This window comes from Nocardioides sp., assembly GCF_029937575.1.
GTDB lineage: Bacteria > Actinomycetota > Actinomycetes > Propionibacteriales > Nocardioidaceae > Nocardioides.
Genome location: NZ_JAPYPS010000028.1, coordinates 30,762 through 44,243, shown reverse-complemented (window position 1 = coordinate 44,243; position 13,482 = coordinate 30,762). Strand labels below are relative to the sequence as shown.

Annotated in this window: 12 protein-coding genes; 8 read left to right on the top strand and 4 right to left on the bottom strand. The window is 71.4% G+C overall.

Features of this window, described 5'->3' with window-relative positions:
- On the bottom strand, positions 1–236 hold a 236-nt coding region (locus tag Q1K33_RS11570), incomplete at its 3' end, for a hypothetical protein (RefSeq protein WP_300404033.1).
- 227 nt (positions 237–463) lie between these two features.
- Between Q1K33_RS11570 and Q1K33_RS11565 the strand changes: the two genes are divergently transcribed.
- From Q1K33_RS11565 to Q1K33_RS11540, 6 genes are read left to right on the top strand one after another with little or no spacing between them, the layout of a single operon-like run.
- On the top strand, positions 464–1,288 hold the full coding sequence (locus tag Q1K33_RS11565; RefSeq protein WP_300404031.1) for a PhzF family phenazine biosynthesis protein: 825 nt from the start codon (positions 464–466) through the stop codon (positions 1,286–1,288).
- 20 nt (positions 1,289–1,308) lie between these two features.
- Complete coding sequence (locus tag Q1K33_RS11560; protein WP_300404029.1) at positions 1,309–2,103, top strand: thymidylate synthase; 795 nt, start codon at positions 1,309–1,311, stop codon at positions 2,101–2,103.
- 16 nt (positions 2,104–2,119) lie between these two features.
- Positions 2,120–2,599, top strand: a complete 480-nt coding sequence (locus Q1K33_RS11555) for a dihydrofolate reductase (RefSeq protein WP_300404027.1) — start codon at positions 2,120–2,122, stop codon at positions 2,597–2,599.
- 16 nt (positions 2,600–2,615) lie between these two features.
- Positions 2,616–3,539, top strand: a complete 924-nt coding sequence (locus Q1K33_RS11550) for an LLM class F420-dependent oxidoreductase (protein ID WP_300404025.1) — start codon at positions 2,616–2,618, stop codon at positions 3,537–3,539.
- A 10-nt stretch (positions 3,540–3,549) separates the two neighbouring features.
- Positions 3,550–4,461, top strand: coding sequence for a 4-hydroxy-tetrahydrodipicolinate synthase (gene dapA, locus Q1K33_RS11545; RefSeq protein WP_300404023.1), 912 nt, complete (start codon positions 3,550–3,552; stop codon positions 4,459–4,461).
- Positions 4,462–4,497: 36 nt separating this feature from the next.
- Positions 4,498–6,183, top strand: a complete 1,686-nt coding sequence (locus Q1K33_RS11540) for a ribonuclease J (RefSeq protein ID WP_300404021.1) — start codon at positions 4,498–4,500, stop codon at positions 6,181–6,183.
- Positions 6,184–6,222: 39 nt separating this feature from the next.
- Here the strand turns inward: Q1K33_RS11540 and cydD are convergent, their stop codons facing one another.
- The 3 genes from cydD to Q1K33_RS11525 are packed head-to-tail and all read right to left on the bottom strand — an operon-like array spanning position 6,223 to position 11,998.
- Positions 6,223–9,498, bottom strand: a complete 3,276-nt coding sequence (gene cydD, locus Q1K33_RS11535; RefSeq protein WP_300404019.1) for a thiol reductant ABC exporter subunit CydD — start codon at positions 9,496–9,498, stop codon at positions 6,223–6,225.
- On the bottom strand, positions 9,495–10,520 hold the full coding sequence (gene cydB / locus Q1K33_RS11530) for a cytochrome d ubiquinol oxidase subunit II (protein ID WP_300404017.1): 1,026 nt from the start codon (positions 10,518–10,520) through the stop codon (positions 9,495–9,497). Before cydB ends, cydD begins: the two co-directional genes overlap by 4 nt.
- A gap of 32 nt (positions 10,521–10,552) precedes the next feature.
- Positions 10,553–11,998 carry a cytochrome ubiquinol oxidase subunit I gene (locus tag Q1K33_RS11525; protein WP_300404015.1) on the bottom strand — a complete coding sequence of 482 codons (1,446 nt, stop codon included), beginning with the start codon at positions 11,996–11,998 and terminating at the stop codon, positions 10,553–10,555.
- Positions 11,999–12,088: 90 nt separating this feature from the next.
- Here Q1K33_RS11525 and Q1K33_RS11520 point away from each other — a divergent pair, with 90 nt between their 5' ends.
- Both Q1K33_RS11520 and Q1K33_RS11515 read left to right on the top strand, forming a co-directional pair.
- Complete coding sequence (locus Q1K33_RS11520; RefSeq protein ID WP_300404013.1) at positions 12,089–12,499, top strand: BlaI/MecI/CopY family transcriptional regulator; 411 nt, start codon at positions 12,089–12,091, stop codon at positions 12,497–12,499.
- 10 nt (positions 12,500–12,509) lie between these two features.
- Complete coding sequence (locus Q1K33_RS11515) at positions 12,510–13,406, top strand: M56 family metallopeptidase (RefSeq protein WP_300404011.1); 897 nt, start codon at positions 12,510–12,512, stop codon at positions 13,404–13,406.
- The last annotated feature ends 76 nt before the right edge of the window (positions 13,407–13,482 follow it).

Below are 13,482 nucleotides of genomic sequence, written 5' to 3'. Positions count from 1 at the left end.
GCGGCGAGGTCGTAGACGTCGAACTCGGAGACCAGCGGGCACCCGACGCCACCGAGGAGGACGCCGTTGTCGCCGAAGGTCTGCTCGGTCACGACGCCGGTGCCGTCGTCGAGCACGACCCGGTGCGCTGCGGCCCAGGCGACCACTGACTGCAGCTCGGCGACCTCGGCCGCGGCGCGCGCGTCCTGGGCGTCGCGGACCGCGGCGACCGCGGTCGGGGTGGTGGTCTGGGCCATGCCCCCATTCTAGAACGAGCCACCGACAACCGCTAGAGTGTTCGATAGGCTTGTGGACTACGACGCTGAGGTCGTTGCTATGTCGCAGACCATCACTAGCGCCGTGTTTCGGATCTGCTTCGAGCTCGTGGCCATCTCCGTTGGTTCGTCGGGTATCCGGGGCCCAGGTACGCACATCGCGGCGTTGGCGACCCACGTGACACGCCGCGCTCGCCTACGCTCCGTAGGTGCTTGCCTTCAGCCAGGTCGACGTCTTCTCGAGCGAGCCCCTGCGGGGCAATCCGGTGGAGGTCGTGCACGGTGCCGACAGCCTCGACGACGAGCAGATGGCGGCCTTCGCGCGCTGGACCAACTTGTCGGAGACGACGTACCTCCTCACGCCCCTCTCGCCGCAGGCCGACTACCGGCTACGGATCTTCACCCCCGGTGGCGAGCTGCCGTTCGCCGGGCACCCGACGCTCGGGTCGGCGCACGCGTGGCTGGAGGCCGGGGGTGTGTCGCGCCTGACCGACCAGGTGGTGCAGGAGTGCGGCGCCGGACTGATCGCCGTACGGCGTGATGACCGGCTCGCGTTCGCCGGACCGCCGTTGCTGCGCGACGGTCCGCTCGACGACGCCACCTTCGAGGTGGCGTGCCGGGCCGTCGGTGTCGTGCCGGGCGAGGTCCTCGACGCCGCCTGGATCGACAACGGCCCCGGCTGGCTGGGGTTGGTGCTGCGCGACCTGCAGGCGGTCCGCGACTGCCGACTCGACGCGGCGACAGCCGGCGACCTGATGGTCGGCGTGGTGGGCATCGGCGAGGGACCGGAGCCCGAGGTGGAGGTCCGGGCGTTCTGTCCGAGCATCGGGGTGCCGGAGGACCCGGTCACCGGCAGCCTCAACGCCGGCGTCGCCGCCTGGCTCGTCGGCTCGCGCCTGCCCCCGTCGTACGTCGCCCGGCAGGGCCGCTGCGTCGCGCGCGACGGGCGGGTCCACGTCTCGGTCGAGCAGGGCACGGTCTGGGTGGGGGGCGACACGCTCACGACCATCCGCGGAGAGGTCGACCTGGGGTAGGCCTGGAGTAGCCTGGCCGGGTGCAGCAGTATCACGACCTCCTCCAGCGGATCCTCGACGAGGGCGCGGCGAAGAGCGACCGCACCGGCACCGGCACCCGGTCCGTGTTCGGGCACCAGATGCGCTTCGACCTGACCGCCGGTTTCCCACTGGTGACCACGAAGAAGGTCCACACCCGCTCCGTCTTCGCCGAGCTGCTGTGGTTCCTGCGCGGTGACACCAACGTGAAGTGGCTGCAGGATCGCGGCGTCTCGATCTGGGACGAGTGGGCCGACGCCGACGGCGATCTCGGGCCCGTCTACGGCTATCAGTGGCGCTCCTGGCCCACTCCCGACGGACACCACGTCGACCAGATCGCCCAGGTGGTCGAGCAGATCCGGACCGACCCCGACTCGCGGCGTCACATCGTCTCGGCCTGGAACGTCGCCGACATCGGCGCGATGGCGCTGGCGCCCTGCCACACGATGTTCCAGTTCTACGTGGCCGACGGCGCACTGTCGTGCCAACTCTACCAACGCTCGGCCGACGCCTTCCTCGGCGTGCCGTTCAACATCGCCTCCTACGCGCTGCTGACCCACATGGTCGCCCAGGTGACCGGGCTGCGGGTAGGCGACTTCGTGCACACGCTGGGCGACGCCCACCTCTACAGCAACCACCTCGACCAGGCCCGGCTGCAGCTGACCCGCGAGGAGCGCCGGCTGCCCACGCTGGAGCTCGACCCCACGGTCACCGCGCTCGACGCCTTCGACCTCGAACACATCTCCGTCACCGGCTACGACCCACACCCGGGGATCAAGGCGCCGATCGCGGTATGAGCCGTTCGGCCGGCCGATGAAGGTGATCGCCATCGCGGCGGTGGCCCGCAACGGCGTGATCGGGGCGGACGGCTCCATCCCGTGGCACCTGCCGGAGGACTTCGCCCACTTCAAGCGCACGACACTGGGCCACACGCTGCTGATGGGGCGCGCGACGTACGACTCGATCGGACGCCCACTGCCCGGGCGCGCCACGATCGTGCTGACCCGCGACCCGGCGTGGTCGCCCGGCGACGACCGGGTCCTGGTCGCACGGTCGGTCGACGAGGCGCTCACCCTGGCGAACGACCTGGCCGGCGACCTGTACGTCGCCGGGGGTGCGGCGGTCTACGAGGCTCTCGACCCCTTCCTCGACGAGCAGATCATCAGCGAGGTCGACCTCGAGCCCGAGGGGGACACCCACCACCCCGGCGTCGACACCGACCGGTGGGACGAGGCCGAGAGGGCGTCGTACGACGGGTTCGACGTGGTGCGGTGGGTGAGGACGCCCTCCTGAGTGACACGCTGGGCGCATGGAGCTGCGCATCTTCACCGAACCCCAGCAGGGCGCCACGTACGACGACCTCCTCGCGGTCGCGTTGAGGGCCGAGGAACTCGGCTTCGGGGCGTTCTTCCGCTCCGACCACTACCTCGCGATGGGCACCGACGGGCTGCCCGGTCCCAGCGATGCCTGGATCACCCTGGCCGGCCTGGCCCGCGACACGACCACGATCCGGCTCGGGACGATGATGACCAGTGCCACCTTCCGTCATCCCGGGCCGTTGGCGATCAGCGTCGCGGGGGTCGACGCGATGAGTGGCGGACGCGTGGAGCTCGGCATCGGAGCCGGGTGGTACGAGGCCGAGCACACGAAGTACGGCATCCCGTTCCCGAGCACCGGCGAGCGCTTCGACCGCTTCGAGGACAACCTGGCGATCATCACGGGCCTGTGGGCCGCCGAGGGCGACTTCACCTACGAGGGCAGGCACTACTCCGTCACCGACAGCCCGGGGCTGCCCAAGCCGACCCAGACCAAGCCGCCGGTGCTCATCGGTGGTCTGGGCAAGAAGCGGACCCCGGCGCTGACCGCGCGCTACGCCGACGAGTTCAACCTGCCCTTCGTCGACGAGGAGACGACCGCAGCCCAGTTCGCTCGGGTGCGCACGGCTTGCGAGGCGATCGAGCGCGACCCGGACGACCTCGGCTACTCCAACGCCCTCGTGCTCTGCGTCGGCAGCGACGAGGCCGAGCTCGATCGTCGGGCGCAGAAGATCGGGCGCGACAAGGACGAGCTGCGGGAGAACGGCCTGGCCGGCACACCCGACGAGGTGGTCGCCAAGGCTCGCCGCTACGCCGACCTCGGCTCGCAGCGGCTCTACCTGCAGGTGCTGGACCTGGCGGACCTCGATCACCTCGACCTCGTGGCGGCTGAGGTCATGCCCCACGTGGGGGGATAACCTGAGGGCCATGAGTGCCAGCCCGACCTCTCCGACGCCGTACCGGCCCTTCGGCCGCGTCCTCACCGCGATGGCGACGGCGTTCCACGACGACGGGTCGGTCGACCTCGAGGCCACCGCGCGGATCGCGGTGCACCTCGTCGAGCACGGCCACGACGGGGTCGTGGTCTCCGGCACCACCGGTGAGTCCCCGACGACCACGGTGGCCGAGGACGGCGAGATCCTGGCGGCAGTCAAGGACGCCGTCGGCGACCGGGCAACGATCGTCGCCGGCGTGGGCACCAACGCGACCGCCCACTCGGTCGAGCTGGCCCGGCAGGCCGAGAAGATCGGCGCCGACGGCCTGCTCCTCGTCACGCCCTACTACAACAAGCCGAGCCAGGCGGGCGTGCTCCACCACTTCCGCAGCGTCGTCGAGGCGACCGACGTCCCGGTGATGCTCTACGACGTGCCCGGCCGCACCGGCACCCAGATCTCGCTCGAGACCTACGCCTCCGCCATCGAGCTGGCGCCCGTCGTGGCGGTCAAGGACGCAGTCGGTGACTTCGCCCGGGGCGTGCGTCTGACCCAGATGGGGTACGCCGTGTACTCCGGCGACGACGAGGCGAACCTCGCCTGGCTCGCCCACGGGGCCGCCGGTGTCGTCAGCGTCGCCGGCCACGCAGCCGGCCCGCTCCTCGCCGAGATGGCCGACCTCCACGACGCCGGCGACAGCGCCGGCGCCCTCGCAGTCTTCACGCGGATGCTCCCCGCGATCGACGCCGTCATGGGCGTCGCCAACTATGGAGCGACCACCGCCAAGGCAGCCCTCCAGCTCCTCGGCGTGCTCGACAACCGCAACGTCCGAGCGCCGCTGGTGCCCCTGGACGAGACCGAGGTCGCCGCGCTGCGGGCCGGTCTGGCGGACTCCGGCCTCCTGTAGGTCACCTCCACTGCCCCCACTGGACAGGAATTCCTCTTGAGTCACCCGCACCCCGAGCTCACCGCACCTCCCGTCCTGCCGCCGAACGGACTGCGGGTCATCCCGCTCGGAGGACTCGGCGAGGTCGGTCGCAACATGACCGTCTTCGAGTACGACGGCCGCCTGCTCATCGTCGACTGCGGCGTGCTCTTCCCGGAGGACCACCACCCCGGGGTCGACCTGATCCTGCCCGACTTCGCAGCGATCCGCGATCGTCTCGACGACGTCGAGGCGCTGGTGCTCACCCACGGCCACGAGGACCACATCGGGGCTACGCCGTACCTGCTGCGCGAGCGCCAGGACATCCCGCTCGTCGGTTCCCGGCTCACCTTGGCCCTGCTCGACTCCAAGCTGCGCGAGCACCGCCTGCGCGAGACCGTCCACCACCAGGTCAAGGAGGGCGACGTCCTCACCCTCGGACCCTTCGAGCTGGAGTTCGTCGCGGTCAACCACTCCATCCCCGACGCCCTCGCCGTGGCGATCCGCACGGGCGCCGGCATGGTCCTGCACACCGGTGACTTCAAGATGGACCAGCTGCCGCTGGACCGTCGGATCACCGACCTGCGCTCCTTCGCCCGGCTGGGGGAGGAGGGCGTGGACCTGTTCCTCACCGACTCCACCAACGCCGAGACCCCGGGGTTCACCCCCACCGAGAAGTCGATCACGCCCGTGATCAGCGAGGTCTTCCGCGAGTCCAAGCAGCGGATCATCGTGGCCTGCTTCGCCTCCCACATCCACCGGGTCCAGCAGGTGCTCGACGCCGCTGTCGAGCACAACCGGAAGGTCGCCTACGTCGGTCGCTCGATGGTGCGCAACATGGCCATCGCCCGCGACCTGGGCTACCTGACCGTGCCCTCCGGCGTGATGGTCGAGGCCAAGGAGCTTGCGACGCTGCCGCCGGAGCGTCAGGTGCTCGTCTCGACCGGTTCGCAGGGCGAGCCGATGAGCGCGCTGAGCCGGATCGCGCAGCGCAACCACAACTTCGTCCACATCGAGGAGGGGGACACGGTCCTGCTCGCCTCGAGCCTGATCCCCGGCAACGAGAACGCCGTCTACCGCGTCATCAACGGGCTCTCCCGCTGGGGCGCCAACGTGGTCCACAAGGGCAACGCCCACGTGCACGTCAGCGGTCACGCGAGCGCTGGTGAGCTGCTCTACTGCTACAACATCGTCCAGCCCCGCAACGTCCTGCCGGTCCACGGCGAGATCCGCCACATGCTCGCCAACGCCGCACTGGCCCGCCAGACCGGCATCGAGAACGTCGTGGTCGCCGAGGACGGCGTCGTCGTGGACCTGGTCGACGGGGTCGCCTCGATCGTCGGCAAGGTCGAGTGCGGCTACGTCTTCGTCGACGGCTCGTCGGTCGGCGACATCACCGAGTCCGACCTCAAGGACCGCCGGATCCTCGGCGAGGAGGGCTTCATCTCGATCATCGTGGTCGTGGACTCGGTGACCGGAAAGGTCTCGGCGGGTCCCGAGATCCACGCCCGCGGCAACGCCCTCGAGGGCGAGACCTTCGCCGACGTCAAGAAGATGGTCGTCAAGGCCCTCGACCAGGCGATCGCGGACGGCAACACCGACGCCTACCAGCTGCAGCAGACGGTTCGCCGTACGGTCGGACGATGGGTCAGCAACACCCACCGTCGTCGCCCGATGATCATTCCGGTCGTCGTGGAGGCCTGACCCGGGCCGCCTGCGCCGCCCGCGACGCGGGGAGGCGCCTCAGGCCAGGGCGAGCACCTCGTCCATCCGGTCCAGTCCGTCGCGCTCGTGCGTGATCCACACCAGCCCCGGCCCCCCTGGCCCGTGCGTGTCGCCGGTGAGGGCCAGCAGCTCGGCCGTCACCTGTCGGGCCGTGGCACGGTCCAGATGGGCCGTCGGCTCGTCGAGGACCAGCACCTCGTGCTCGGCCAGGAGGAGGCGGGCCAGTCCGATCCGCGCGCGCTCCCCGCCGGAGACGGCGGCAGCCCCTTCGCCGAGTGGGGTGTGCAGACCCCCGGGCAGGGCGTCCATCCACGCTCCCAGGTGAGCGCTTCGCAGGGCCAGCTCGACCTCGGCGTCCGTGGCGCTCGGCCTGGCCAGGCGAACGTTCTCGACCAGGGTGGTGGAGAAGAGATAGGGATCGTCGTCCAGCAGCCCGATCCTGCGCCGTACGTCGTCAGCGGCCAGGTCGTCGACGCTCTGGTCCCCCAGCACGTAGCTGCCCGAGCGCGGTGCGAGGAAGCGCACCAGGAGCGCAGCGAGGGTCGACTTGCCGCACCCGGAGGGGCCGACGATGCCCACGGACCGTCCCGGACCGATGGCCAGGGACACGGGTTCGAGCGCGGTTGCCCGCCCCCAGGCCGCGGTGACGGAGGTCAGGTCAGCGACGCTGGAGGTGGCCTTCCGCGGCCGCGGTGGGTCGGTCACCGCCGGTTCGAGCGAGGTCAGGCTGCTGATCCGCCGGTCCGCCTCCCGTGTCTCGTGCCGCAGCGCTCCGGCGTCGGCCAGCGGCGTCGCGACCTCGGCGAGGGCGAGGGGGACGAGGACGAGCAGGGCGAGCACCGGTCCGGACACCTCGCCGTGGGCGACGCCGGCGACCGTGACCGTGCCCACGGCACCGAGGAGCAGGCTCCAGGCCCGCGCCGGAGCCAGCCAGCGAGCGGTGCCGCCCGTCGCTTCGTCCAGCGCGGCGCCGGCCTCGTCGACCCGGCGTCGTGCTCGTTCGTCCGCCTGCCACAGGGCCAGCGGTCGCTGGTCCTGCAGGAGGACGAGCACCCTCGCGGAGAGCGTGGCTCGCGCCGCGATGCGCCGCGCGCCGTGACGTCGACTCCCCAGGAGCCCCCACGTCCACGCACCCGCTCCACCTACGAGGGCCGTGAGGGCCACCACGAGTGCAGCCACTGGGTGAACGACGGCGACGAGGGCCGCCGTGACCAGGCTGGTGCCACACCAGGTCAACGCAGGCAACCGGACCCGGACCAGGTCGTCGAGCTGAGCGTCCACGTCGTCGACGACCGAGGCGAGCAGGTCGCCCCGGCGGCGGCCCAACCGGCCGGGGACCAGCGGTACCAACGCGTCGTAGACCTCGGTACGGCGTGTGGCCAGCGCGCGCAGGGCGACGTCGTGCGCGACCAGCCGCTCCGCGTAGCGCAGCACGGGCCTGGCCAACCCGAACGTGCGCACCGCCACGATCGCCACCATCAGCATCAGGACCGGCGGGTGCTCGGAGGCCCTGACGATCAACCAGCCCGCCGTGGCGGTCAGGGCAACGCCCGAGGTGGCGGCCGCGACCCCGAGCGCGCTGGCCAGCACGAGGCCGTGGCGAGCGGCGGCCCGGCTGGGCTGCGGGTCGGGCGCGACTGCGACAGGAGGATCGGTCCTCACCACCCCGGGCGAGGAGCGGTCGCCGGGCACCGGCAGAGGCGTCGGCGCAGGAGCGACCGGCTCCGGGAGCCTCACGACGAGGTCGGCGGCCGCGACCACGGCATCGCGGTGGGCGACGACGACGACACAACGCGCGGCGGCGAGTTCGCGAACGACGGCGAGGATGGTCTGCTCCGTCGCGGCGTCGAGATGTGCTGTGGGTTCGTCGAGCAGGACCACAGGCCGGTGGGAGACCACGACGCGGGCCAGCGCGAGGCGGGCCCGCTGACCCGCCGAGAGGCCGCGGCCGTCCTCCCCGAGGACCTGGTCGGGGGACAGGTCGAGGCCGACGCTGCTCAGGGCCTGGGCCACGTCGTGGTCGTCGGCCGCCGGTCGGCCGACCCGGACGTTGTCCCGGACACTGCCGTCCATCAACCAGGGTTGCTGCCCCACGTAGGCGACCGAGCCGCGCCAGGCCTCGATGTCCGGGGCAGCGACCTGCACCTCGCCCGCACTGGTCGCGACCTCGCCGAGGAGGGCGGCCAGCAGGGTGCTCTTCCCGCTGCCGGACGCGCCGGTCACCACGACCAGCCCGTGTCGTGGGAGGTCGACGCTCAGCGGCCCGAGGGCCGGCCGGTCGCGTCCGGGCCAGGTCACCTCGACGTCGCGCAGATGCACCGTCTCGCCGTACGCGAGCGACGCCCGCGCGGCCGGAGTGTCGAGCAGCTCGTGGATGGCCTCGAAGGTGGCCGTCCCCTCGGCGGCGGCGTGGAACTCGGCCCCGACCTTGCGCAGCGGCCAGTAGGCCTCGGGGGCGAGCAGCAGGACGACCAGGGCGGTCTCGAGGTCGAGACCGCCCGCAGCGAGGCGGAGGCCGACGAGCACGGCGACCAGCGCCACCGACAGCGTCGCGACCAGCTCGAGCGCTGCGGAGGATGCGAACGCCAGGCGCAGGACGTCGCGGTTGCCCCGTCGACAGCGGTCGGTGACGGCCGCGATCTGCTGGGACTGGGAGCGGGCACGACGGTGCGCGACCAGCGTGGGCAAGCCACGAACCACGTCGACGAAGTGCCCGGAGAGCTGGTCGAGGAGTCGCCACTGGCGGGCCACCTTGTCGCGGGTGCTCATCCCGATCAGCGCCGCGAAGACCGGCACGAGCGGAAGGGTCAGCACGACGACGAGGGCGGCGAGCCAGTCCTGGGCCGCGATCGCGACGACCGTGAGCAGGGGGAGGACGGCCGCGAGCAGCAGCGCCGGCAGGTAGCGCGTCAGGTAGGGCTCGACCGCCGCCACGCCGCGCGTCGCAAGGACCGCCAGCGAGCCGATCCGGTGCTGGGCGAGGTCCGTGGCCCCGAGCCGGCCGGCTGCACGAAGCACTGTGCGACGCAGCTCCCCACCGACGGCGGCGGCCGCGTGCGTCGCTGCGCGATCGACGCCGACTGCCACAGCTGCTCGGGCCGCCACGACGACGAGGAGCACCTCGGCCGGCTGCTGCCAGCCCGTCTCGTCGACCAGTGCCACGACGAGAGCGGCGACCGCGAACGCCTGAGCGATCACCAGCAGCGCCGCGAGCGCGCTGCCGAGGGTCACGACGAGCAGCGGTCGGCGGGCGACGCGCACGTGGGGGAGGACTCGGGGGTCCACGGGCCTCACGCGTGACCGTCCACCGCGACCAGGGGCACGGCCGGGATGTGGTCCACCGAGATCCGCTTGCGGAACACCCAGTAGGACCAGGCCTGGTAGCCGATGACGATCGGGGTGAAGCAGGCTGCCACCCACGTCATGATCTCGAGGGTGTACGGCGTGGCCGCGGCGTTGGTGGTCGTCAGGGACCACGCGGGGTCGGTGCTCGAGGGCAGGACGTCGGGGAAGAGCGCCACGAACAGGCCTGTGACGGCCAACGCGATGGTCACGAAGGTGCCCGTGAACGCCCAGCCCTCACGGCCACGAGCGGCCGCGGCGATGCCGAGAAGCAGGACGACGGCCGCCCCCGCGAACAACGCGGCCGACGCGGGGCCGCCGGTCTCGACCTGGGCCCAGACCAGGAAGACGACCGAGGCGACGGCCGCGCACGCCCCGGTGCGCACGGCGAGCGCCCGGGCGCGGTGGCGGATCTCTCCGTCGGTCTTGAGCGCCACGAACATCGCCCCGTGGGTGAGGAAGAGGAGGGCGGTGACCACGCCGCCCAGGAGTCCGAAGGGGTTCAGCAGGGTGAGCAGGGAGCCGGTGAACTCGAAGTCGGCGTCGAGCGGGACGCCGCGGGTGATGTTGGCGAACGCCACTCCCCACAGCACCGCGGGGACGACGGACCCGACGATGATCGCGCGGTCCCACCAGCCCTTCCAGGTGGCCTGGGGTCGCTGGTGTCGGTACTCGAAGGCGACCCCGCGCACGATCAGCGCCAGCAGGATCAGCAGGAGGGGGAGGTAGAACCCGCTGAACAGGGTGGCGTACCACTCGGGGAACGCCGCGAAGGTCGCACCGCCGGCCACGAGCAGCCACACCTCGTTGCCGTCCCAGACCGGTCCGATGGTGTTGATCAGCACGCGGCGCTCGGTGTCGTTGCGAGCCAGGACCGGCAGGAGCATCCCGACGCCGAAGTCGAAGCCCTCGAGGACGAAGTAGCCGACCCACAGGACGGCGATGAGGACGAACCAGACGGTGGTCAGTTCCATGATGATTCTCTCTCTGTCGTGGGGACGGGCCGCTAGTAGGCGAAGCTGAGCGGCGCGTCGTCGGGGTACTCCCCGCCGGCGTCGCCGTGATCGGCAAGAGGCTCCGGGGCCCCGCCCTGGATCGCCGAGAGCAGCAAGCGCACCTCGACGACGGCCAGCACGGCGTACACGGCGGTGAGCGACGCCAGTGAGATGACCGCCTCGGTGGCGCTCACCCCCGGCGAGACAGCGCGGTCGGTGGTCATCAGTCCGAATACCACCCACGGTTGCCGGCCCATCTCGGTGAAGATCCAGCCGAACGAGTTCCCGCCGAGCGCGCCCAGCGGGAGCGCGACGAGCAGCACGCGGAACCACCTCCCGGTGGGTGCCCGGCCGCGACGGGTCGACCACAGCACGAGCGCGGCGCCTCCGGCACCGAACATGCCCAGGCCGATCATGAAGCGGAAGGACCAGTACGTCACCGGGATCACCGGCACGTAGTCGGCTGCGGTGTAGTACGTCGCGCCCGGATCCTGCCCGTACTCCTCCTCGTAGGTCTCGCGCAGGTCGTCGATCCCCTGGATCTGGCCGTCGAAGGACCCGGTGCCGAGGAACGACAGCAGGCAGGGCACGGTCAGGGCGTAGCGCTCCTGGGTGCCGTCCAGGGAGCCCAGGGTGAAGACGGAGAACGGAGCGCAGGACTCGGTGGTCTGGTACAGGCCTTCGGCAGCCGCCATCTTCATCGGCTGCACCTCGGTCATCACCTTGCCCTGCACGTCGCCGCTGACGGCGACCGCCAGACCGGAGACGAGCGCGACCACCGCGCCCAGCCGGACCGCCTTCAGGTACATCGGACGATCATCTGGGTGGCTGTTGCGCACGTGGAGCCAGCCGGCGACCGCGACGAGGAAGACACCGGCGGTCAGGTAGGCGGCGAAGACCACGTGCGGAAACGTGACGAGCTGGACCTTGTTGAACATCACCGCGGCGAAGTCGGTCAGCTCGGCCCGCCCCGTCTCGGGGTCGTACCGGTAGCCGACCGGGTGCTGCATCCACGAGTTCGCGGCCAGGATGAACCAGGACGAGGCCAGGGTGCCGAGGTGCACGATCCACATGCATGCCGCGTGGAGCGGACCGGGGAGCCGATCCCAGCCGAAGATCCACAGGCCCAGGAAGGTGGACTCGAGGAAGAACGCGAGGAGCCCCTCGATCGCGAGGGGCGCGCCGAAGACGTCTCCCACGAAGCGGGAGTAGTCGGACCAGTTCATCCCGAACTGGAACTCCTGAACGATCCCGGTGACGACCCCGATCGCGAAGTTGATCAGGAGCAGCTTGCCGAAGAACTTGGTGAGCCGGAGGTACTGCTCGTTGCGAGTGCGCAGCCAGGAGGTCTCCAGGACGGCGACGAGGGCGGTCAGTCCGATCGTGAGCGGCACGAACAGGAAGTGGTAGACGGTCACGATCCCGAACTGCCAGCGGGCGATGTCGACGACGTCCATGCGAGGGGTGTCCTTCCACAGCGATCTACGACACCGCGTCGTAGATACTACGGAGCGTAGTACGTGGTGGGGCGTAGGTACACTTCGGGGGTGAACCCGCCTCGGCCGTCCCGCTCCCAGCTGGGAGATCTCGAACGAGCCGTCATGGAGCGGCTCTGGGACGCGCCCGACGGCGTGGCACTCACCGTCCGCGAGGTGCACTCGGCGCTGGCCGGGGCCCGCGACATCGCCTACACGACCGTGATGACCGTGATGGACCGGCTGGCCCGCAAGGACCTCGTCGACCAGGAGAGGGACGGGCGCGCCTACAGCTACCGGCCGCGCGCCACCCGGGCGGCCCTCACCGCCGAGCTGATGCGCGACACCCTCGACGACTTCTCCGACCACGACCGGGGCACGGCCCTGGTGGCCTTCGTCGAGGAGGCCGGGCCCGAGGACGTCGCGGCCCTGCGGCGGGCGTTGGCCGAGCTCGACGATCCCCCGGGGCGCGTCGAGTCATGAGAGCGACGCCATGACGCCGCTGGCGCTGGGCGTCCTGGCCGTGCTGCTCGCCGGCCCGGTTCCGCGGCTGCTGGCCCGGGTGACGATGCTCCGGGAAACACCGCGCACGACCATGGTGCTGTGGCAGAGCATCGCCGTCGCCGCCGTGCTGGCCGCCCTCGGAGCCGGCGCATCGCTGGCCACGGACCAGGCGTGGCGTCGCGACGTGGGAGTCCTCGCGTACGTCGTCGCAGCGCTCGCCCTGATCGTCACCGGTCTGGTCCTGGTGCGGCTGCTCGTGAGCGGTCACCGCACCGGCACCCGGCTCCGGGCGCTGCGTCGTCGCCACGTCGAGCTCGTCGACGTGGTGGCCAGTCGGGACGCTGCCCGCTCGCGAGGCAGATCGGTGCTCGTCCTCGATCACGACCTGCCCGTCGCCTACTGCGTGCCGGGCATGCAGCAGGCCCGGGTCGTGGTGTCTCGCGGCGTCCTCGGTCGCCTCGCCGAAGCGGAGATCGACGCCGTGCTCGAGCACGAGCGCGCCCACCTGAGAGCGCGCCACGACCTGGTGCTCGAGGCCTTCACCGTGGTGCACCACGCGTTCCCGCGCTGGGTCTCCAGCGCGTCCGCTCTGGACGAGGTCAAGCTCCTCGTCGAGGTGCTGGCCGACCGGGCGGCCGTGCGCTGCAGTGGTCGTCGGCCGCTCGCCCGGGCACTCGTCGAGCTGGCCGGCGTACGGGCCTCGGGACCGGGTGACGGCGTGACCCTCGGTGGGGGAGGGCGGCGTGCGGACCTGATGGAGCGCGTGCGGCTGATCGCCGACTGCCGCACCCATCGTCTCCGCGCAGCGGGGATCGGCGTCGCCTCGGTGTCCGTGCTGGTCCTTCCGACGACGTTCGTCGTCATGCCGTGGCTCGCCGGACTCTGATCCGCTGTGCGATCAGTGGAGCGCGCGCCGCGAAGCACGAGGCCCCCGCCGAGGATCTCGGCGGGGGGCCGTGGCT